This window comes from Roseovarius sp. MS2 (genome assembly GCF_051447875.1).
GTDB lineage: Bacteria > Pseudomonadota > Alphaproteobacteria > Rhodobacterales > Rhodobacteraceae > Roseovarius > Roseovarius mucosus_A.
On sequence record NZ_JBKHVF010000001.1, the window covers coordinates 2,676,834 to 2,699,325 of the forward strand.

At 57.1% G+C, this 22,492-nt stretch carries 12 protein-coding genes; 5 read left to right on the plus strand and 7 right to left on the minus strand.

Features of this window, described 5'->3' with window-relative positions; all coding sequences use genetic code 11:
• Positions 1-29 precede the first annotated feature (29 nt).
• Complete coding sequence (locus tag ACLGGT_RS13175; RefSeq protein WP_437196433.1) at positions 30-2,357, plus strand: Tex family protein; 2,328 nt, start codon at positions 30-32, stop codon at positions 2,355-2,357.
• A gap of 305 nt (positions 2,358-2,662) precedes the next feature.
• Here ACLGGT_RS13175 and ACLGGT_RS13180 read toward each other — a convergent pair whose 3' ends face one another.
• The 4 genes from ACLGGT_RS13180 to ACLGGT_RS13195 all read right to left on the minus strand — a co-directional run bounded on the left by ACLGGT_RS13180 (position 2,663) and on the right by ACLGGT_RS13195 (position 9,454).
• Positions 2,663-5,122 (minus strand): tetratricopeptide repeat protein, encoded by a 2,460-nt coding sequence (locus ACLGGT_RS13180; RefSeq protein ID WP_437196435.1) that lies wholly within the window; start codon positions 5,120-5,122, stop codon positions 2,663-2,665.
• 508 nt (positions 5,123-5,630) lie between these two features.
• A complete protein-coding gene (locus tag ACLGGT_RS13185; RefSeq protein WP_081508055.1) occupies positions 5,631-6,497 on the minus strand; it encodes a Hint domain-containing protein in 867 nt (288 codons plus the stop codon).
• A 420-nt stretch (positions 6,498-6,917) separates the two neighbouring features.
• Positions 6,918-8,138 (minus strand): glycosyltransferase, encoded by a 1,221-nt coding sequence (locus ACLGGT_RS13190; protein WP_437196436.1) that lies wholly within the window; start codon positions 8,136-8,138, stop codon positions 6,918-6,920.
• Positions 8,135-9,454, minus strand: coding sequence for a glycosyltransferase (locus ACLGGT_RS13195; RefSeq protein WP_437196438.1), 1,320 nt, complete (start codon positions 9,452-9,454; stop codon positions 8,135-8,137). The genes ACLGGT_RS13190 and ACLGGT_RS13195 overlap by 4 nt, the downstream gene beginning before the upstream one ends.
• Before the next feature lie 325 nt (positions 9,455-9,779).
• On the opposite strand from ACLGGT_RS13195, the gene ACLGGT_RS13200 reads away from it, so the two are divergent.
• From ACLGGT_RS13200 to ACLGGT_RS13210, 3 genes are all read left to right on the plus strand, one after another.
• Positions 9,780-13,010 (plus strand): glycosyltransferase, encoded by a 3,231-nt coding sequence (locus ACLGGT_RS13200; RefSeq protein ID WP_437196440.1) that lies wholly within the window; start codon positions 9,780-9,782, stop codon positions 13,008-13,010.
• 72 nt (positions 13,011-13,082) lie between these two features.
• Positions 13,083-13,826 carry a hypothetical protein gene (locus ACLGGT_RS13205; RefSeq protein WP_437196442.1) on the plus strand — a complete coding sequence of 248 codons (744 nt, stop codon included), beginning with the start codon at positions 13,083-13,085 and terminating at the stop codon, positions 13,824-13,826.
• A 1-nt stretch (position 13,827) separates the two neighbouring features.
• Positions 13,828-15,165: a hypothetical protein gene (locus ACLGGT_RS13210; RefSeq protein WP_437196444.1), complete on the plus strand. Its 1,338-nt coding sequence runs from the start codon at positions 13,828-13,830 to the stop codon at positions 15,163-15,165.
• On the opposite strand, the gene ACLGGT_RS13215 is transcribed toward ACLGGT_RS13210, so the two are convergent.
• The 3 genes from ACLGGT_RS13215 to ACLGGT_RS13225 all read right to left on the minus strand — a co-directional run bounded on the left by ACLGGT_RS13215 (position 15,122) and on the right by ACLGGT_RS13225 (position 19,266).
• Positions 15,122-15,856: a class I SAM-dependent methyltransferase gene (locus ACLGGT_RS13215; protein WP_437196446.1), complete on the minus strand. Its 735-nt coding sequence runs from the start codon at positions 15,854-15,856 to the stop codon at positions 15,122-15,124. The genes ACLGGT_RS13210 and ACLGGT_RS13215 overlap by 44 nt on opposite strands.
• A gap of 129 nt (positions 15,857-15,985) precedes the next feature.
• The gene (locus ACLGGT_RS13220; protein WP_437196448.1) at positions 15,986-16,258 is read right to left on the minus strand and encodes a hypothetical protein; all 273 of its coding nucleotides are present in this window, start codon (positions 16,256-16,258) and stop codon (positions 15,986-15,988) included.
• Positions 16,259-16,353: 95 nt separating this feature from the next.
• Positions 16,354-19,266 (minus strand): polysaccharide pyruvyl transferase family protein, encoded by a 2,913-nt coding sequence (locus tag ACLGGT_RS13225; RefSeq protein WP_437196450.1) that lies wholly within the window; start codon positions 19,264-19,266, stop codon positions 16,354-16,356.
• 181 nt (positions 19,267-19,447) lie between these two features.
• On the opposite strand from ACLGGT_RS13225, the gene ACLGGT_RS13230 reads away from it, so the two are divergent.
• A complete protein-coding gene (locus ACLGGT_RS13230) occupies positions 19,448-22,438 on the plus strand; it encodes a glycosyltransferase (RefSeq protein ID WP_437196452.1) in 2,991 nt (996 codons plus the stop codon).
• The last annotated feature ends 54 nt before the right edge of the window (positions 22,439-22,492 follow it).

Below are 22,492 nucleotides of genomic sequence, written 5' to 3' on the forward strand. Positions count from 1 at the left end.
ACCTCTCAGATCATCCGAGGGGGCCCAGAGTGACAGACACAGCCGAGCGTATCGCCCGAATTATCGCCACTGAAATCGACGCGCGCCCAAATCAAGTGGTTGCCGCAGTGGGGCTGCTTGATGGCGGTGCGACGGTGCCCTTTGTTGCGCGCTACCGCAAAGAGGTGACGGGTGGCCTTGATGATACGCAACTGCGCAATCTGGCTGAGCGACTGACGTATCTGCGCGAGCTAGAGGCGCGGCGTGTGGCGATCCTGAATTCCATCAAGGATCAGGGCAAGCTGACAGAGCCGCTGGCCCGCTCTATCGCCGGGGCCGAAACCAAGGCGGTGCTCGAGGATATCTATCTGCCCTTCAAGCCCAAGCGCCGCACCAAGGCGATGATCGCACGCGAAAACGGGTTAGAGCCACTTTTGCGCAGGATTTTGGCTGAGCGGTCTGCGGTGCCCGAGGATTTGGCCGCAGGATACCTGAGCGAGAGCGTAGCGACAGTGAAAGAGGCGCTTGAAGGCGCACGCGACATTCTGGCCGAGGAATTGACAGAGAATGCCACGCTGTTGGGCCGTTTGCGCGAGTTCATGCGCGCAGAAGCGGTGATCAGCGCTCGTGTGCTGCCGGGCAAAGAAGAGGCGGGGGCCAAGTTCTCGGATTACTTCGATCATCGAGAGCCTTGGGCAAAGATTCCCGCGCATCGCGCCTTGGCGATTCTGCGGGCCGCCAAGGAAGAGATCGTGACGCTCGATATTGCCCCCGATCCTGACACCGGCGCGCTACGGGCCGTGGGTATGATCGAGGCGACGATTGGCATTCCCGGTAACGCGCCCGGTGATATCTGGCTGCGCAGCGTTGCCGCTTGGACCTGGCGGGTCAAGCTGAGCCTGTCGATGTATGTCGATCTGATGGGCGAATTGCGCAACCGCGCCCATGACGAGGCGATCACCGTGTTTGCGCGCAACCTCAAGGATTTGCTGTTGGCCGCCCCGGCTGGACCACGCCCAACCTTGGGTCTGGATCCAGGTATCCGTACTGGCGTCAAGGCTGCGGTGGTGGATGCCACAGGCAAGCTGATCGAGACTGCAACGCTCTATCCATTCCAGCCCAAGAATGATTTGCGCGGCGCGCAGGTGGCTGTGCTGGAGATGGTGCGCAAACATGGCGTCGAATTGATCGCCATCGGCAATGGCACCGCCAGCCGCGAGACCGAGCGTATGGTGGCGGAGGCGCTAAAGCTCTTGCCGCAGGGGGCCAAGCGCCCGATGAGCGTGATCGTGTCCGAGGCCGGGGCGTCGGTCTATTCCGCCTCGGAACTGGCGGCCAAGGAGTTTCCGGGGCTCGATGTCAGCTTGCGCGGTGCGGTGTCGATTGCGCGACGGCTGCAGGATCCGCTGGCCGAACTGGTCAAGATCACGCCGCAATCCATCGGCGTGGGACAGTATCAGCATGATGTCGATCAGCGGCGTCTGGTGCAGGCGCTGGATGCCGTGGTCGAGGATGCGGTGAACGCGGTTGGTGTTGATCTCAATATGGCGTCGGCGCCGCTACTTGCCCGCGTGGCGGGGCTGGGGGCGTCCTTGGCGCAGGCGATTGTGGCGCATCGTGACGCTGAGGGTGCATTTCCGTCGCGCAAAGCACTGCTCAAAGTGGCGGGGCTGGGCCCCAAGGCGTTCGAGCAATGCGCCGGGTTCTTGCGTATCCGGGATAGTGCGGAACCTCTGGATGCCACCTCGGTTCACCCGGAGGCTTATGGCGTGGCGCGCCGGATCGTGCAGGCCTGTGGCCGCGACATTCGCGCCATCATGGGCACGCCTGAGGCGCTAAACGGTCTGCGGGCCGAGGATTTCGTGGATGACAAATTCGGTCTGCCCACGGTTCGAGACATTCTGACAGAGCTGGAGAAACCCGGCCGCGATCCGCGCCCAAGCTTTGTCACCGCGCGATTTGCCGATGGGGTGGATGATATCAAAGACCTCAAACCCGGTATGCTGATGGAGGGCACAGTGACGAATGTCGCGGCCTTTGGCGCGTTTGTCGACATTGGCGTGCATCAGGACGGGCTGGTGCATGTCAGCCAATTGGCCGATCGGTTCGTCAAGGACCCGCATGAGGTGGTCAAGGCGGGCGATGTGGTCAAGGTGCGCGTGACAGAGGTTGATGTTGCGCGCAAACGCATCGGCCTGAGCATGCGCAAAGACGGCGCTGCGCCCGAGACGCGCGCCAAGGACGCGCCAGTGGCGGCCAGAACTGCGAAGTCCGGCAAACCTGCCAGCGCGCCGGTGCGGCCACCAAAATCTGAGCCGCAGGCCACGCAAGGGGCCTTGGGCGATGCCCTTCGCGCAGCTCTGCGGGGCAAATCCTAACCTTCGGTTTGGATTGGGTGGCGGAAGGTCATTGCCTAAATGTAAGTGGCAGACGCATGGGGCGTGCTCCGTATGTGTCTGTTTTCATAAATTGTGTACGAGTTTGCGAGACCTGAGTATCGCAGATGTGGGTATTCCCATGCTGCTGATAGATCGGCTGTTGGTGGTAAGGATGGGGGCAGCAAATGCCCAAACCCACACCAAAACTGAAGGCGCTTCAGATCAAGACATTGTCTGCGTCAGGCCGAAATGTGGGTGGTTGCGGCAATGGCCTTGACCAGACTATCCCAGAGACCGGCGCGCGATCATGGATACTGCGCGCCACTGTCGATTTTTGGACATATCGCTGGGCGGTAAGGGTGCACGAGCCGCCGGACCGTAGACAGCGCGCGCAGTGTAACCCGAGCCTCTGAGTCCTCATCACAAAGATGTAACGCCAGAGCGCGCGTCAATAGCCCGGGGCCGGTTTTAAACCACCGATGATCCTTTTCTCGGTCGAGGCAAGAGGCCACTGCTTTTTCAAAGGCAGTTTCGATAACGCTATGGCCGGGCGTTGCCATAAGCAGATCGGTCACAACCGCCCCACGACCATCGATGAAAAACCCTGCCTCTTCCGTGTGGTCGATGAGCGGGTCAACATCTCTGCTTGGCCATTGCGTCGCAGACAGCGTAAGACCACCCTCGACCAAAAGAACGCCCAGCATCAGAAGATCAGCCTTTTGTTCACGATCAGGAGCCTTCGCAAAGGCCCGGGCGGCATCAGAGCCGGCGTTTTTCCGTAGCCAACTTTGTGCGTTGCGAATGTCATGCAGAACCACCTGACGCCGCGATACCTGACGCCAAGCATCCAACAGCTGCTCTCGTTCCGAACTTGTTTCGGGAATATCAAACCAAATAGCATGGATCAGATCGGGCACTTTAGGGATACAAACATCTTGTGGGGGCTCAACGTCCAATGCCTGTTTTGCTACTTTGGCCCGCGCCGGAAGGAAAAAATCGGCAATCGCGCTCATATTACTGCCCAGATCGCCTTCGTCCCAGCCTGACGCTGCTAGAATACGGGCTTCGTTCAACAACGTGCCAACACGGGTAGCGCGAGGCCGACTTATCAGAGCTTCTTCCAAACGGCCTGCGTCTTTCGACAGCTTGGCAACGTAGCCTTCTGCCGTGTTCAAATCGGATACCAGAAGAGACATCTCGATCATATCGACAACCGGTGCTCGTGCGGCCCCCGATGCCGCCTGTGTTTCACAGGCCATCAGCGTTTCACCAATTTTCCCCAAGGAGAGCCCGGCGGAGACGTAACAAGCTAAACGCCAATCCTCATCGACGCCCGAACAAACCTTCTCAAGAAGGTCTGCAACGCGGTGGGCTGCACCGGTTGCAATCAGCGCTTGGGTGGCAAGACGCAAGAATTGGGGGTCGGCGGGCCAGCGGTGGCAACAAGCCCAGAGATAGCGAACCGCCAGCATGCCAAATCCTCCAGAGACGAGAACACGCCCCAGACGCTCTGCTGCCTCAGACTCTCGGCGCGCTACAGGATGGCTCCGAACCCAGTCCAGGGCAGCGCGCGGCCCGTTGCGCAAGAGCTGGTCCTCGATCGCAAAAGCATGCAGGTCAGTGATAGGCCATGAACGGGAGGCAAAAGATTTGCTTAGGCGCTCTGCAAGGTCTGAAGAGCGATTTAGCCAGATGTGCCGCACGATCTGCAGCGCCCGGTACCATGGGATGTCATCCGAGCCGGCCACGATCTGCAGCACGTCGTCGTCTGAGAGGCCATTTTGAGCCCGCGGCGCATCAAGCTGAAGCATAAACCTGTCGATGTCGAACTCTGGAGAAGCAAGGCCAAGATGGCGCTCCTCCTCGCATATTGGCGCAACAAGACCTTGAGCGTCCTTCGTCTGTGTCGCGTGCACGGCATCAAGACGTGCAATCGCTTCGTCTGCCAACACATCGAATGCTGACAAATTCAGGCTCTTTATCTTAGACCACAGCAGCCGCGCGTCTTCCACGGCACCTTGATCTTCGGCGAGGTTGGCACGCAGTTGTAAAAACCAAGGAGCAAACTGCGTATCCTCAGGCGCGCTTTCTGCTAGGCGCATGGCGCGCTGGTAATCTCCGGCACCACGGCATGCTTGCGCAGCACGCAAAACGATTTCGGGATGATCCGAATGATGCATAAGCGCTTCGTTTGCAAAACTGACAGCACCTGCGTTATCGCCGGATTGCAATGCGATTTCGATCCGCGCGAGATGTGCCAATTCGTGATCCGGGCGAAGTGCTAAAAGTCGCTCACAAAAAGATGTCGCATCCTCTAATTTTGCCGCCTTTCGGTGCAACGAGATGACGAAAGCAAGATCATCTGGCGCTTCGATAGTCCTCGATGTCATGATCCCAATGGCTTCAACATGCCTCTGTGCAAGGTCGAGTGCTTCAGCAGTCTTCCGATGTAAAATTGGCTCATTGGCTAGGGTTGCGAGGGCCTTGTGCCCAATATCCGCAGCCGCGTCCGCTTCTCCGCGTGCAAGCGTCATCTCAACAAGTCCGACCCACGCCCAGAGGTGATGAGGATTTGCATCGACGATCTGGCGGAACAAAGACTCGGCCAAGTGGGTCTCACCAGCTTCGGCGAGACCACCCGCGACGCCAAAGCGCAAGGCTGCAAGCCAACCTTGGTCACCAGTTTGGCCATCAAGTTGAAACGCCAGACTGCGCAGGGTCTGAGCAAAAGTGCCGCTATGATCGTCACGGTCGCACTTGGTCATACATGTGCCTTTGCGTTTTTCTGTCTCACTCTACACGTGGTCCCAGTCAGTAGCGCTCAATTCGCCAAGTGGTTCAATGCTCGTAAATAAGTGTCGATTCTTCACGAGCGGCCAAACGGGCTATCTGACGTCCGAACCGCATCTTCGGAAACCTCGGCAAGGATGGACAATCAGGGTTGAAAATGGCCCCGTGTAGATCAGAGACAACCTGAGAGAATAGACCGAGAACCAAGGTATCACGATCCAGCACATCCACCCCGGCCAGCCACAGCCAAACGCTTGTGACGAGCGCTAGAACAGCACCGTCCGGCATGCGTGACTCGATCCACATCATCGCAAGCATCAGCGAAGGCTAGGATCAAGCCATGCCCAGTCACAGAAGTTTTATCCGATTTGGACCAGTGTCCTATCGCCTGACACGCCAATTGGCGCAGGTGGATCAACCGAACCACCTCTGACAGCAAAACGGCGGCCTACACACTTTGGACGCGTGAAATTACCCTGAATATCAGGCGGCGTCTTTGATGCCCAAACGTTTGCGAAGTGTAGCAGGCAAATACCGAGACGTCGTGATCCGAGGAGTAGAGTTCTCGGATATCGAGCGGGCGTCGCCATAGAGCGATACATACTCTTGGTAATTGTCGAAGGCTTGCCTCCCGACGTAGTCTATATACGTCTCTACCGGCAGACCCTCGGCCAAGATCACGTCATGGTTCTCAGTCTCGACATGGTAAACCGAGTGACTGTCGCCCAACTCGGCCAACGGAACCTGCGTGATGGAATAGCCATTGACCATCGCACCGGCGTTGACGAGCAAACCATCGATGAAAAGAGCGTGGTCTGCCGTCAAGGTCAGGTCGCGCACCGGCAATCCGTTCTCTAGCGCGCCTTGGTCCACACGGATAAGGTCATTGCGCGCGGCAGACCCGAAGCGCGTGGACGTCGTCTGCTTTCCTACCCACATCACCCGGGTCAGGGTGCCATCCGACTTGACGACCTGTGTGCCGATTTCCAGATCCTCAACATTGATATCGCCCTCTGCCGTCGCAATCCGCGTACCTTCGGCAAAGCAGGCCCGATCAAATGTTTCACCACTATTCAGTGCCAAAGTAGGCGGGACAACAACAGGTTCCTGATCAAGAAAGACGGCAAAGAAACCCGGAAATTCCAAAAACTCAAATACCGGCCAGATCGTGCCGTCCACCTCCATTGTGCCGAGGTACTCATAATTCAGAGAATTGGTTGGCTCAAAATAGGTGTCACCGATTTCGAATGTCGTGTCTGCATCGCCATCCGTGATGGTAAAGTTTCCGTTCTGAATTGAGGGCGAGCCGCTGCTGTACGTAATGGAGTGCGTTGACGTAAATGAGCCCATTTCAGTTTATCCTTGATGATTAAATGCATATCGCGACTTTACACCCATCTATAAGCAGGTTGCGTCAGGGGGTCCAGCAACTTAACAGATAAGTTTACGCGCGAAGTAAAAATTCTTAAGAAAAACAATTGTTTGCATTGGGAAATGTCCTGCAGGAAGTTTTCACTCTGACCTAAGTTTGGACGAGAGCCGCAAGATTGCGAGCTGAGGTGCCTCTTCGACCACGCCGTATTTCAAGCCTGTGTTCGATGCAATGTCATGGGAAAAACGCGCTGGATCATACGGGCTTTGCCCTCTTGAACCAAGATGCTTCACGGTCGCGAAAAACCCACTTTCATTGGCCGACCGATTTTTCAGATGTCCTTTGAAAAGAGGCAACTGCGATGCGCGTAATTCATGACCATGATACGATTACGAGGCTTACTTAATCACGGTCTCCATTATCTTGCGAAACGAGACGGCTTGTTCCAAGAAGCTTGTTACTTTGACAGGTTGGTCGGCTACGCTCGAGGTGCCGGTATCAAGAGCTTCAAGGATTTGACGGCGTAATTCTCCGGGGCCTGCACCAATGGCGATAAGGCGCACTCGAGAAACAGCATTATGTTCGACCGTCCCACCACTGTCAGTCTGGATCACCTTGATGCCTCGGGCCAGAGCTTCGCGTATAGTTAGGCCAAAAGTCTCTTTCCACTGCGACATGAACAACAACACGTCGATCCCGGCATAGAAATCGTCCATGTCGGAGTGATGATACCGGGGAACGACCCGCCACTCTCCCGGGAGCCTGGACAGGTTTTGCCCGGCCCACCAACTGCCATCAAGGCTGCCATCGACCAGACGTACGCCGAAATCAGAGCGCGGTAGGTCTTTGAATGCCTCGCGGATTTTCAGCCAACCTTTGATTGCCGAGGGGCCCCCAACAAAGCCAAAGACGATCCGCGGGTCTGCTGCGCGTCGCGCGGCCTGTTTGGCGGCAAAATCCGAGCGTGGCATATGCACACCGTTTTCCCACACCACCCCAAGACCCGGAGCCAAACCTGAGGCTTCACAGAGGGTGCGGGCGAAATGGCTGGGATAGGTGACAACATCCGCGAGAGACGCCGCGTCTTGTAGCGTCTGGAACCGCGCCTTGGCTGCGCCAAAATCTGCGACACAGCCCTTGCAGGCGTCGATCTGAACGGGATCTTGCGCGCAATACACCTGATCGGGTTTTACCATGAACTGCCGTTCGCATATCCACCAATAGTCATGCACAGAAATCACAATCGGCACCTGTGCGCGTTTGGCAACGCGCAGGATATCCACCCCGATCTCCTGAATGCAATGCACATGCATCAGGTCAGGTGACAGATCGGCTATCAGATCGCTGACTACGCCCCCAATCTCGGGGTTATCGTAGAAATACTTGTAGGTGCGGTTCTGCGGCACATTGATCAGGTAATTGTCGATCCCCATGACCTGAGACCGTAGAACGGAATAGGGCTGCAACTCTGGGCGGCTGATCAGCGAGATCACACTGACCCTTGCGATGTCTTCGTTCACCAGTTCTCGGGCCACTTGTTCGGCGACAACGGTCGCGCCGCCATAGGTGTAGGGGGCAAAGAACACATTGACGAGCAGGATATGAGGACGCTTTGTCATGGCTTCACCCAGTCGAGCAGGGCAGGGGCGATAATGTGGGGCTCCGCCTGCACACTCCATCGGGTCTCAAGCGTTTCTCGAGCTGCGCTGCCCATGACGCGGGCGCGAGCTCTGTCATTCGCGAGAGCTTCCAACGCAAGCCGCCAGTCGCTGGGGGCGCTTGCGATAAATCCGGTGCGCCCATGGTCGATCATTGTGGGCAGGTCCCCAACCGCGCTCACGATGGAGGCCAGCCCCACCGCTGCGGCATCAATCACGCGCACACCGCTTTTGCATCTGTTGAACAAGTCATCCTGAAGCGGCATCACCGCGACATCAGCCCGCGCCAGATTGGTAAGGTAGGCATCATAGCTCAAGAACGGATGATGCTCGGTTTGCTTCATAAGCGATGCAGGCAGCTTATCGGTTTGAAAATGGCCAAGGATGGTCAAGCGGCGCGTGGGATCGGCGGTCACAAAGGCTGCAACGTCGGTCTTAATCAGATCGAAATCCGCCTCGTGGCCCTGGGATCCGCTGGCGAAGACGACGCGAAACAGACCATCAGCCGGACCACGTGCGGTAATTGCGGCAGCCCCGTTTTGCAAAGTGTCGGGGTCAGCAAAGTTTCGTCTGACGTAAACCGGGCGAGGCGTGTAAAGCCGTGCGAGATCGGCCAACCCGGGCGTCGAGACGGTCACGATATCGGCCCCATTCATCATGGCGGCATAGCGCGGTGCCACGGTTAGAAAATGTGTCTTGAGCATCGGATCAAGGTTCGCCATGTTTTGATAGGTCTCATAGGCTGCGACCGAAAACAGTGGATCGTCGATGTCGAACAGAATCGGCAGGCCAAGTCGGCGTGCCTCGTAGCGATACATTTGCGTCAACGGTGTGTCTTCCAGCCTGTATTCGCAATAATGCGTCGCCCTTTGTAGAAGCCGCAGCGCCCTCGGGGTGTCTTCGTAATGCGCAAAATCGAACTCGACATTCTGCGATTTCCACAGCACCTGAAGCTGCTCGACGCGGTATTTTCGGCACTGTGACAGGTTGAGATCACCAATCAGCGCAACACGCGGACTCGTCTTCTGGTTGATGCGCGCATGAAACCCCTCGCCACGGGCCAGTTCCGACCAAATGGTTTGCATCTGGCGCTCGGGAGTAAATGAGGTGTTTGGGGCAAACGCTGCAGGGGCCTGACGGCCAAACAACGACGGTGCCGATCCGCGTAGATAGAGCCCCGCAAAATAGCGCGATCGGTTCAGCGCTTCGGCAAGACCGTATTCGCGCGTTACCGATATAAAGCGGCGCAAGAGTGACAGACGGACGAATTGCGCCAAATCAGAGTTTTCCTGCCTGAGTCCAAATTAGGTTATGATTACTCGGTACTTAGGCAACTGCGTTCAACTTCACATTTTCACGCATACACAGAATCATGCATCTTGCACGATGGCCGTTGTGGAGTTTCCAAATGGAATGTGACACACCGGTTACATGATAAGAATGTCGCCCTTTCTTACCGCTCTCCAGCCACCTTGCATAGGCGGGCGACGGCCCTTTCTTCTGGTTACAAGCCAGAATTTTGGTGCCAAGATTTTTAGTGCCGAGTTCCTATCAAGCAGTATGTTGTCGGCCGCATGAATACAATCCTAAGGCGCACTTGAGATGACCACCGTAAAAAGCACGCAACGAAATGACAAGACCACAGATATCGGTGGTTTGCAGACACTCCTGATGGCGAATGGCGAAGTCTTTGCAAACTTCACCGAGATGCCGCGCGACATTGTGGAAATCGCCATTGGCTCTGCAAGTGCCCAAATGCGTGGCTGTGCGCCGGACGCATTGGCATCCTTCGGGGCGGCGCGCCTGAACGGTCTAGACTCCCGGGATTTGAAGAACAGCATTTGGTCGGAACCCGCAGAAAAGGTGCCAGGCGACACCTACGCGGTCTGGATCAATGAACTTGCGGACTGGGCCCTTTCCGGCACGCAGACCATTCAGATCATGCTTGTTGATCGCAACGCCCCCTGTCGGATCAAGATTGATCATCCCATCGTCATAAAAGGGGATACTTCGGATTTGTTCTTGCGAGCGCATATCGCGTCTCATCGCAGCAAGGCTATGCTGCACGTTACGTTTTCAGAGTCTGCGACGCGGGAAATTAGGACCTGCAAGGTAGCATTTGCGCCCAGTTTTCTTGGTGGGCGTCACTCTCAGGGGTATCAGCAGGTCAGCTTGCCCCTGCCTAAAAGTGTAGGGCCAATGGAAGTGAGACTTGCGGTCCATCATGAAGAATATGTCGATGATGGATCAGGGATCGAGCCCTTCGTCTTTCTGGCGGATGTGCATGTCGGCAACCAGAGCAAACCAGAGGATTCATTTCTTAGCCCCATGATGCTCGTGGGCACCGAGATTCCCTGTGATGGTGTTTGGCTTCGGGCTGATCTGCCAGCCTATCTGATGCCCAATGACGACATCCATTTGCGATATGGTGGCAAGACCGAGGTTAGAACAATCCCAATGAGCCCAAAAATCAGCGTGGATGACAGGCAGGGGCACACGCTGCAAATTGAAAGCTCGGATGCCGCTCTTCTCAGCTTGTACATTGATGGCTCACCCCAAGGGCAGCTCTCGGTGGGGCCGGGACAGACGCCTTTTCGTTTGGCGGATAAATATTTAGACGGTGCAACGCATCACATCAGCATACGTGATCTGTCTGGAACGGTGCGGCTCTTTGAAACACTGACCCTTGTTCCATCAATTCTGACCCCGGCGGATGTGTTGCAGCGCGAAAGCCGCGCACCGTTTCCAGCGTCTATTTTTGCGCAGACACCGCGCCGCTTTGCCAGTCTTCGCAAACTCTTCGAGACGGTCACGCCAGAGACTGATTTCGCCCAGATCATCCATGCGCTCGACACGGTTGAGGCGGGCTATGACTGTGTCACGCTCAAGCCTCTGGCATTCCCAGAAGTGGCCACACCGAAAGTGTCCATTGTTATCCCGGCGCACAACAAGGTCGAGGTGACGTATCTCGCGCTCTGCTCGCTGCTTATCGCGCCCAATGAGGCCAGCTTTGAAGTCATCGTGGTGGATGACGGATCAACCGATGAGACCGCTACGCTCGAGACTGTCGTCAGCGGGATTACCGTCCTCCACAATCCCGAGCCGCAGCGCTTTATCCGGGCCTGTAATGCCGGGGCCGATCAGGCCCGTGGGGAGTATATCGTCTTGCTCAACAACGATGTTGAGGTGACGACCGGTTGGCTGGATGAACTTCTTGCCGCCTTCGAACGCTTTGACAATGTGGGTCTTGTCGGGTCCAAATTGCTTTATCCGGACGGGCGTTTGCAGGATGCCGGTGGCATCATCTGGGGCACGGGCAATCCGTGGAACTATGGCAACTGCCAGAACCCGGAAGAGCCGCGCTTTTGTTATGCCCGACAGGCGGATTACCTGTCTGGTGCCGCGATGATGGTGCCGAAATCCGTCTGGAAAGCGGTGGGCGGGCTCTCCTCATACCTCGAACCGATGTATTTCGAGGATACGGATTTCGCATTCAAGGTCCGCGAGGCGGGCTATTCGACCTGGTTCGTTCCGTCTTCTGTCATCTATCATTACGAGGGGATGACTTCGGGCACCGACGTCAGCTCAGGGTTCAAACGCTATCAAGAGATCAACCGACCCAAGTTCAAGCGCCGCTGGATCGAGGCCTATAGCCAGTTTGGCCGCGAGGGGCAAAATCCCGATCTCGAGAAGGACCGGGGCATCAAGGGGCGCGTGCTTTTTGTCGACTATACCACACCGCGTCCCGATCAGGATGCGGGCTCTTATGCTGCACTGCAAGAAATCAGGCTGGTGCAGTCGCTGGGCTACAAGGTCAGCTTCCTGCCGACAAATCTGGCGCATCTGGGCACATATACCGAAGACCTCCAGAAACTCGGGGTCGAGATGATCTACGCCCCGTTTTTCCTGAGCGTGCAAGAGTATCTGTCCCGACACGCCGCAGATTTCGACGCCTTTTACGTCACAAGGTTCTATGTCGCTCAGGATGTTCTGGGCCACCTGCGCAACTACGCGCCAGAGGCCAAGATTCTCTTCAACAACGCCGACCTCCACTTTCTGCGCGAGATACGTGCGGCGCGCGCCGAGAATGACGAGAACCGCTTGCAAATTGCGCGGAAAACTCGGGACGAAGAATTGGCCATCATCAACCAGGTCGATGTGGTGCTGAGCTACAACGAATTGGAACATGCCGTGATCGAGGCCTATAGCGAAGGCCGCGCAACGGTTGTGCGCACCCCTTGGGTCGTTGATATACCCGCCGCCGTGCCGCCGCTCTCAGAGCGCAGGGGAATGTCCTTTCTTGGCAGTTTCCGGCATCACCCGAATGTTGAGGGGGTGCACTGGTTCGTTCGGGAAGTCATGTCACACCTCTCCACACAGCAGGACGCTCCCATGTTCTCGATTTATGGCTCCGGCATGCCCTCTGACATCGCCGCTCTTGCAAGCCGGACGATCTTGCCTGTTGGCTTCGTGCCGCAGGTCGCCGATGCCTATAACCCGCATCGCATCTTTCTGGCGCCGCTGCGCTCTGGGGCAGGGATCAAGGGCAAGGTCATTGATGCCTTGGCGCATGGGATCCCTTGTGTCCTCTCCCCCGTCGCAGCAGAAGGCATAGGGTTGCGCGACGGTCAGGAATGTTTCATCGCCCGTACCCCCGCCGAATGGATTTCCGCAATCTCTCGCTTGAACGAGGACGATGCGCTCTGGCTCCGGATGTCCGAGGCCGCGCGGTCCTATGTTGCAGAGAATTATTCGTTCACCCGTGGCCGCCACGCCATGCATGAAGCCTTCGAAGCTGCGGATATGTTCCTGCCGGGGATCGTTGCAAAATGAAACATCAGACTTTGCCCTCGGAAGGTGCGCTAATGTTCGCAAGAAACCCACAAAGAAAGACGCGATAGCCGCATGCGCACTGTCATCCTGCACCACCACCTTTTCAAGAACGCTGGCACCTCGCTAGATCAGATATTGAAGGGCAATTTCGGCCCTGCTTGGGTCACGCGAGAGTTTTCAGCGTCGCCCTCCCGACATGGCAACACGCCAGAGGTCGAATCCTGGATTCGCGATAACCCCGAAGCGGTGGCTTTTTCGTCGCACACAATGATGGGGCCGCCGCCGCAGGTCGAAGGCGTCCGAATTGTCTCCATGGTCCTGTTGCGTGACCCAATAGACCGTATCAAATCCGCATACCGTTTCGAGAGAACGCAGGTGGCGGAAACCTTTGGGGCGGTTCTCGCAAAGCACACAGACCTCGAAGGCTACGTAAAGGTGCGGCTTTCTCTCAAGCAAGACAGACAGTGCCGAAACTTTCAGACTTATCGACTGGCTGCGCTTGTCCCAGGCAAGGGGTCTGAGCTGGAGCGGGCAAAACAGGCGCTAGAGCGCATCACTATCGTAGGGCTTGTGGCAGATTTCAGCGGTGCCGTTGCCCGCCTGAAAGCCGAGATATCCGACACATTCCCAAATTTCAGGTGGGAGGAAGTTCATAGCAACCGCTCAGATGCGACATCCGCCACGCAAGAGCAAAGCGACCTCAATGAACTCTTGAAGCAGTACAATGCGGATGACTTAGCGCTAATAGCACACTGTGTCCAAGCAACTGCCAGTTCCGCAGAGTTACATTTGAGCAAAAAGGACACGATACAATAGTATGTTGACGTTGCGTGATCCATTCATCGAAAATACTCTGAAAGACCTTCGAGCCGCCAATCAATGGTGCGGACCCCAAGCACTTTATCGTTTCCAGCAGGATCTCGCCTTGACCGGGAAATTTCAGGTCCGTGACGCCGCGACTGGCGCATTATGCAGTGCGCAGGCGCATTTCTACGCCCCTCCGCATGGCTGCCTTTATTGGTTCGACGCAGAGGAACCCTTCGGCGTAATTGCGGACTCTCTGCGGCTTGGTTGTCCAGTTCTTGCGCTTGTGACGGCGCATAACGTTTATCCAGTCGCAAGCTCTGAAGGATCGCCGCTGATCGAGCGAGCGCGTCTATTGCTAAAGGAAAAAAGCCGACCTGAGCGTTACATTGATCCCAAGGCACGGCCGCTGGTTTGCTTAGGGCATCCCAACTTCGCGCATTTCGCGTGGAACGAATTTCCCGGGCTCTGGTATTTGGCAGGCTCAGGTGCTGCGTTTGACGTTCAGGTACTTTACGATCCGCTACAGTTGGTCGAGCCATTCTGCACTGCCCGAAACCTGAACTGCAGCCATATTGATGATGTTGAGAGCGTGCAAGGCTGGCAGGAGCGGCCAATCGTAATCCCTGGCTCTGTTTATTGTACCGCTGATGTCAAACACGACATTCTGGCGTTGATGGGGTTGCCAATCGAGTATCACCCCACGTCTGAGCCGCGTATATATTTAAGCATTCGCGAGACTGGCCGAACACTGAAGAACCAAGCCACTATCTTAGCTTGTTTGGCAAACAGGCTTTTGGATGACATGCCCAACGCAACATTGGTTCTGGATGGCTTTTCACTACCCTTGGATTTTGACCGACCGGTCTACGATCGCCTACGTCCGACGTTTGAAACGCGTATCGCAGGCGCAAAGAGCATTATAGCTAGCCTTGTTGAGGCGCTACCTGCGGCGAGACGCGCGCACTTGAAAGATATCACAGGCGTTTCTCTGAAAGAAGCGCTATGGGAGATTGCATGCTGCCATGCCTATGTAACCCATGCCGGGACAATGCAGCACAAGGCAGGATGGTTTTACCCGCTACCGGGCATCCTTCACGGCAATCAGGCCAGCATAACGCCCGCTAGTTTGCGGTGGACTGCCTCAATGATGGAAGGGGCCATTGCTCCTGAAGGGGTTGATCCCGCGTTGGTAGAAGACCAAACAGTTCAGGGCATGCCTCGGGACAATACGCGCAATAGAGATTATAGCTTTCGCGATGCAGACCTAATGGTAGACAGCATGGTTAAAAGTCTCCTCAGGATGTTCAATCCGTCGGAGCAAAAAGCAAGTTCAGATCGTTTGTCTTGAGCGTCTGTTTCCAGATGAGCGTGTCGCTCCCTAACATCTTTTCTGTCCAATGCCGCACTGGACCGAATGCCTCAATCTCGGGGAGTGCAGCGACTAGCATCTGCCGGTATAGGTCAGCAATTTCTGCAGGTGCTAGATAAAGTTTGCGGTTCACGAACAAGAACGGAACTAATCCAGTGAATGGAATTGCCTCGAACATCGCTTCTGTAACGCCGGGCCAGCGAATTTCGAATACGTCGTCAAGACACAGGATTCCGTCCTGTGCGACGCATGCCGCAAAACGTCCGATATCATGAAAGACATCCTGTCTGGAATGTCCTGCGTCGATATGCACAAAGCGGAAGCGCTGCTGGGCGATTTTTGACAGTTCGGGCGAACGTGTAGAACACTCATGAAAATGCACGCGAGAAGCGATGGTGATCGGAAGACTTTCGGCAACGTTCGTGAACCGTGGCGATTTTTTCAGGTCGATTAAGTCGATTCTCTCGTCTTCTCGCAAAGCGACAACACCCAAAAATGCAGTGCCGCCATGTTCGACACCCATTTCCAAGATGTTGCCTCTGATATTGCGCTGTTCTTGAAGCGCCAGTAGGGCATACCACGCGATAACGGATTCCAGTGGAAACGGAACACCATCATTACGAAAACTAATGTAATCTTTATGCAATCTGGCGATCGTGCCTAAAAGCATGCTTCAGTCCTGCTCGCTAATTCGCTTAGTTCTATTCTTTCACTATTGCCAAGGGTTTAAAATAGAACCCATGCATTATGCGGATCATTTTCCTCTGCGAAAAAGTTTAAAACAAATCTGCGGTAGTTTCTAGGGACGCGGTGTAACCCCAGCCCCGTCAAGATTGAATTGCTGGAGGTCAAAGACGTCGATTGCTACAGAATCGTGGCGGTTCTCGGCAAAGCATTTTGCGAGGCCGATAAAGAACTTGCCCTCGAAAACACCAATCTCTGCAATCGGACCGGCACCGATGGCCTGTCTCAGCGGCCATATGCTTTGCCAGAGTTGGGGGATACACCACCCATCGACCTTGTGAATGCCAGTCTGGAGATATGCGTTCAAATCCGTGCGCGCTGCGTGCATCTGGGGCTGGTCCTTGAATTCATGGTGTCAGAGGTAAAGGGCGTTGAACTGATCCAAAGCCTATCAGGCAAAACCCCCGCAACGCCAGAGAGGGATCACGAAAAGAACTCTTGCAAGCGACGCTTAAGCGTCCCGTCCGCAATCACGGGCAGGGCGACGTGATGCGTGTCGACCCCTGCAAGGACCTCGACCTGAGCGTTCCCAAGACCCGCCAAGGCCTGCGCGCGAGCAACATCTGGCGCGTAATCGCCGCCAATGATCTGAACCAGTTTGGTTTCGGGTTTTGCGTTCAGAGCGCCCCGAAGATCATAGGATTGCAGATCGCCGCTGAACAGCTCCACCAACCCCTGCTGGACATGCGGCAGTTCATCATGGTCCGCCAGAGCCGGTGTCACAAAGCCAGCCAGTGAAATCACCTCATCTGCACCGATCGCCAACCCGGTGCGAAGCGCAGCATATCCCGCCGCTGACCCCCCGATGGTCAAAACCTTTCCGCCGCCAAGCTCTGCCACACGTCGGGCCAAACCAGACTGCATCTCAGCTTCGGTCTGACCAAATTCAGGGAGTCCGTTCAAATAGACCCGTCCATATGGATCGCGCAGGTAGATCACATTTGCGGGGATCTCAGATAAAAGAAGGTCGAGATGCCGATCACTCAGGTGGCTTAGCCCCCCGAGGAACCCCCCAAAGACAAGGATTGTGCCGCGCGCGCCAGCTTTCTTGACGATGCGAACATCCGCATCCTGCGTCACTTCTGGACGCGGGACCGCCGAGCCGAGCGCTGATATAGCGGCCAACAGGCTGCGTGCTGTCGGCCCGGTGGCAGGATGATCCGTCAAACTTGCCAGCACGGCCCGGCCATGCTCGTCCTGACCCACGCGCAAGCTGAACAACGCGAACTGCAATCGCCAGTTGGCACCGGTCTGCGCCGTGGCGTCGATCTGCGCGAGGGTCTCAAAAATCGCGCGATCCTCGGAATGATCGAGGAAAATCCGGTTGAGCCGATACAAAGACCGCCACTCGAGCGGATGCAGGTCGAGCGTCCTCCGCAACACCGTGAGCGACAGATCAAAGCGGCCTGCCGCCGCCGCAAACCGACACAGACGGCAGAGCGTTTCAACATCCTCCGCGCCCGCCTCCCAAAGCGACAACACCGCATCGGTCGCCGCATCCATCGTGCCGACGAGTGGCAATACCTGGCTTTTAATGCGTGCGGCATAGGCTGGAAGCGGCCCGGCGCGTTCCGCCCGTTCGAGCATGTCGATGGTCAGGGCTGTATCCCCGCTGACATGGGCACGCATCGCAAGCCGAAGTTGCACCACGGAACTCTCAGGTTTCAAGTCATGAACCGATTTCAGAAACGTGACCTGTTTTTTTTGCGGCACAGAGCCCAAGAGCGTATTCAGCGCTGTGGTCATCATCGGCTCGTCAATCTCGATCTCTGCCAACCGGGTCAGAAAGAGCGTGCAGGCCGCATCATGCTGTGCAGCCTTACAGAGGCTTTGCAGATGAGACATCAGGACCCAAGGATTCTCGGGTCGTGCCTCTGAGAGAGCAGATGCAAGCGTGACCGCCTGCGCCGCATCGCCCTTGGCCAGCGCATATCGCACCTCTGCCAGTCGCGCGGGCAGAAAATCAGGCTGTTGGTCGAGGGTGGCATCAATCTGGCGAGAGGCCCCGTCCAGATCTCCCCCCAAGATCATTTGATTGACGGCGGCGCTGTCCCATTGGGTCTGCGAAGTCTCGGTCATGAAGTTTCCTTTTTTCGCCGGGGGTGTCGTGGTCGGGTTTGATGTCGAAGCTCTGCCGCGTGCCTGCATGTTTTCCTCGCGGATCGCGCGAACGAGTGCGGCGTCCGGATCAGCACCAGAGAAGACGTCCGCACATCGGACATGTTTGCGCCCAGAAGTTAGGAGTTTGGCCACATCTTGCCAATGAGAATCAAGCTGCACGGCAATGGCATCCGGCAAGCACGGCGGATCACTCGCCAAGAGGCTGGGCAGAGCGTCGAGCGCCTCGGCCCAACTGGTGGCAATATCCTGCGCGCGGTTCATTTGTACGGCTTGCCCCATAAACTTGTGGAGCAGGGGCACCGCCACGAGCTTTGATGCCACCCCGTAAGCTGCAGCGGTGATATGGCCATGCAGCGAACTGCCGAGATAGGCGTCGGAGCCCGCGATGACCGCCGCCATATCAATCAGATGCTCGGTATCGGTGATGGAAAAGGTGCAATCAGGCTTCAGCCGGCGGATCTCCTCCGCAATCGCGTGGTCACCGTGGCATCTTCCGAGCGCGACCAGTACCGCAACCGTGCCTGTCCTGCGCAGCGCGCCCTCAAGGGCGTTTGCAAAGCTCGGGATGTCGACACCTGCCAGACTGCGCGCCTTGACGTGGAGTGCCACAACCCTCTTCTCGTCAGGTATCCCAAGACTGGCGCGGATATCGCGGAACCTGTCTTTCACCAACGCAAGCGGCCACAGGCGCGCAAGGTCCAGGGCCGTATCGGGGATCACAGACGGCCTTCGACCTGACCACAATTCCAGTCCTTTGGCACTATCGTTGTCGCGCACCACAAAGCGGTCTGCAGCATCCACCGTCCGCTGCAACCACTCAGGCGCCTGCCGGTCCACCCTCTGCTGCAACACGCCTGGCCCGTTCCAAATGACGGGCAACCCCTGCCGCACCGCCTGCGCGGTGGCGCCGATCCACAACGCGGCATAGGCTGTCGCCGAATAATCCGGCAACTCGAAATCCTTGGTATGCACAATGTTCCCGCCCCCGATCAGGACGGCATCAAAGCTGTCGACATCTCGGACAAACTCCGGGTAGGAGAGAGGCAAGACGGCATCGCGGTAGCGGGTCGCATGGGCGGTTGGAGAGATTGCAACCACTTCGACACCCAAAGGCCCAAGACGCTGCTTGGCGATCAAAGGGAACAGCAGGTCACCGTAGTTCTCGACATCAAACGTGCCAAAAATCGCAAGACGAAGCGGGCGCTCTTTGGGCATGTTCCACCTCCAAGTGGCGCGACCGGGCGCGGCGTGCGCTCAGGCTTATGGGCGGCATCCGGATATTCGACTTGCCATTCTTTTGCCGGAACATCAGTGTGTTGGCAAGAGCGGGGCCCGGACACAGATGCGTCTTAGTGTGGGTTCAACTCGTCCAAATGCGACAGGAGCCCTGCCTTAGATGACTGACCACATTGCAAATGTGGGATTTGACCACCAATCCGCCCCCCGGCTGGCGACACTGGTTCAGGACGCAGAGGCGCTGTTCAAGGCGGAACGCTTTGTCGAGGCGATGGCCGTCTTTGACACTGCCGCCCAACTCCATCCACCGCACAGCACCGTGCTGATCCGTCTTGCAGGGCTCTCGACCCGCATGGGGCAGTTGGACAAGGCGCAAGCGTATCTGAGTGTTCTGCGCGAGCGCTTTCCGGATTTTCAGTGGACCCCCATGGTCGAAGGTGATCTGGCCATGGCGCGGCTTGATTATGCCCGTGCAATCGCGCTCTACCGCGAGGCACAGACCCGGATGCCCGATAAGGCAGCGATCAAGACGCGCTTGGATGAGGCCGTGGCCGAGCACGCCCGTGAGTTTAGCTGGAATGCGCCGGTCGAGATCGAAATATGGCCAGCGTCCGGCCCGTCGACCTTTCTTGAGGTCGCTCCACAAGACCGGGTGCTCGTCGTGTCATGGGACCTTGGCCATAATGTTGCCGGGCGCGGCATCACCATGGCCGAAACCATCTGCGACACCCGGCCCACCGCCATGGCCGGGCCCCTCTTCCCCACCTATGGGGATGCCCTATGGTCGCCACTGGCCGAAGCAGATCGCCGCGTGCCGATCGCAGGCTGGCGCGCTCCTCATTTTCGCCACTTCCTCGAAGGTGCCCTGAAGCTGGTCAAGACCTGGCCCGCAGCAACGGTCTGGGTGTCGAAACCCCGCTTTCCGGGGCTTCTCATCGGCCTGCTATACCGGGAAATCCTTGGTGCCCGCATTATTTGCGACCTAGACGATGATGAATTGGCTTTTGTCAAAGGGTCTGCGCCACGCGATTTCAACAGTTTCCTAGCAGAGTTCAATCCGCAAGATTGGGATCGCCCGCATGGTCGAACCTGGACAGAACTTGGGATGGGCATTCTGCCATTTGTTGATGCCGTCACCTCTTGCAACCCGGTCCTTGCGTCCCGCAATACCGCCACATTGGTTCGCCACGGCCGCTCTCGAATCGCCGCGCAAAACGCCATGGCACGTCGAGACGCCACGCGCTCGGAGCTTGGCTATACGCCCTCGGATCGGGTGGTGTTGTTCCTTGGAACCCCCCGGAGGCACAAGGGCCTTGTTGAACTGGCACATGCTGTTGTCGCCTTGAACCGCCCGGATGTGGAACTCTGCATCGTTGGTTCGGTGGCAGACCCGGACATGGAACGCGAACTCTCCGCCATACCAGGCCTCAAACTGCGCCGGATTGGTGCGCAACCCTTCTCGCGCGTGCTGGACCTAAATGCCGTGGCGGATGTGGTGGTGCTCTTGCAGGATCACGATAGCCCGATCACCCAAAGCCAGACACCTGCCAAGCTGACTGACGCCATTGCCGTCGGGACCCCGGTTCTTGTGACCGAGGCAGGCCCCGTTGCCGATGTGATCGCCTCGGGCGCCGCCATGGCGATCCGCAAGGGCGACATTTTGGTCCATCGCCTTGAGGCCGCGCTTGCGGCTGATCGGCAATCAGGTCACGCACACCCGTTCTTTGCCAACGAGATGTCCTATGAGGCGAACCGTCCAAGAGCGTTGCAGGCGATTGCGGCGGCGCATGCGGCCCCGCCGCGCGTCTACCCGGACATGCCCGGCCTGTTGTCGTTTCTGCGCCGCGAAATGCCTGGGGTGCTCTCGTCAGATATTGGCACTCTCACTGCACCATGGCTGGCCCATGCAACCGCGCCTGCGCCTCTGGTGGACCCTGACCAACCGATCAACGTGGTTTTCTTCTGGAAACAGAATGATTCAGGTCTTTATGGACGTCGGCAAGACATGCTGTTGCACGAACTCTCGCTCAGGCCGGAAGTCGGGCGCATTCTGCACATCGACGCTCCCTTTCCTGTGACGGACTTCCGGGTTCACACAAACCCGATGCGTGCGCCCGTCAATGCCGAAGGGCCGATCATCGCCGCGACCACTTTGGCCCGGATGACGGGTCTGGCCGACGAGGGCAATATTCACCGTCGCAGCTTTTTAATCGGAACTCCGGGTCAGACCATGCTGGGCCGCCCGGTTCACAGCCATGAAAGCTTCCCAAACGCGGTCGAGGCTTGGATGGACGATCTCGACATGCGCACCAATTGTATCGCGTGGGTCTGTCCGGTGGTTCAGGGATTCGAACAGGTTCAGCAACGGCTCCGTTTTCCCTTTGTCATCGGTGATTATATCGACGACCAACGCTGCTGGCCCATGTCCGAGCAGCGGCGCCGGAAAATTGAACAAAACTATCGCTTCATGGCGCAGACCGTGGATGTCGCGATCACGAACTGCGCTGCCATGCAAGAGGCCCTGAAACAAGAGTCGCTTGCGCCTCTGCTCGTGCCCAATGGCATCGACATGCGCGCCGAAATGCCCGTTGCCGCCCCCGAAATCACCCGTCTGGGTGGCCCGGTGATCGGCTATTGCGGCAATATGGACGACCGCTTTGATTTTGAGCTGGTCGAGGCACTGGCGCAGGCAAGACCGCAGTGGCAAATCGTTCTGATCGGCAAGCTGTCCCGCCCTGCACACCGGGAACGGATGACCGCCTTGCCGAATGTTCATCTGCTTGGCATTCGCCCTTACGATCAGGCACGGGCCTGCATTGCGGGTTTCGACGTGGCAATTGTTCCGCACGAGCGCTCTGACCTGTCGGATCGGATGAATCCGCTCAAGGTCTATGTCTATCGGGCGCTTGGCTTGCCTGTTGTCGCGACGGACATTGCCAATCTTGATGATCTGCGCGACGATCTGACCATCGCAGAAGGTGCCGATGGCTTTGTGACCGCAATCGAGGCGGCGTTGGTCAGGGTGGCAAAACAGGGGCGGCGGTTCTTGCCCCCCGATCTGAGAGCATCCCTGTCTTGGCAAAACCGCATGGACACAATCTGGTCAGAGGTTGACCAGCGCCTGCGCTCCAAGATGTCTGGATCCGTGTAAAGCGGTTGCTCAAACCGGGGCGGCACAGAATGCTAATCTGCGAAAAATCAACGG

Coding starts and splice junctions, on each gene's coding strand:
- ACLGGT_RS13180 (WP_437196435.1), bottom strand. CDS start 5,122: ATGACCAAGTGCGACCGTGACGATCATAGCGGCACTTTTGCTCAGACC.
- ACLGGT_RS13185 (WP_081508055.1), bottom strand. CDS start 6,497: ATGGGCTCATTTACGTCAACGCACTCCATTACGTACAGCAGCGGCTCG.
- ACLGGT_RS13190 (WP_437196436.1), bottom strand. CDS start 8,138: ATGACAAAGCGTCCTCATATCCTGCTCGTCAATGTGTTCTTTGCCCCC.
- ACLGGT_RS13200 (WP_437196440.1), top strand. CDS start 9,780: ATGACCACCGTAAAAAGCACGCAACGAAATGACAAGACCACAGATATC.
- ACLGGT_RS13205 (WP_437196442.1), top strand. CDS start 13,083: ATGCGCACTGTCATCCTGCACCACCACCTTTTCAAGAACGCTGGCACC.
- ACLGGT_RS13210 (WP_437196444.1), top strand. CDS start 13,828: ATGTTGACGTTGCGTGATCCATTCATCGAAAATACTCTGAAAGACCTT.
- ACLGGT_RS13215 (WP_437196446.1), bottom strand. CDS start 15,856: ATGCTTTTAGGCACGATCGCCAGATTGCATAAAGATTACATTAGTTTT.
- ACLGGT_RS13220 (WP_437196448.1), bottom strand. CDS start 16,258: ATGCACGCAGCGCGCACGGATTTGAACGCATATCTCCAGACTGGCATT.
- ACLGGT_RS13225 (WP_437196450.1), bottom strand. CDS start 19,266: ATGCCCAAAGAGCGCCCGCTTCGTCTTGCGATTTTTGGCACGTTTGAT.
- ACLGGT_RS13230 (WP_437196452.1), top strand. CDS start 19,448: ATGACTGACCACATTGCAAATGTGGGATTTGACCACCAATCCGCCCCC.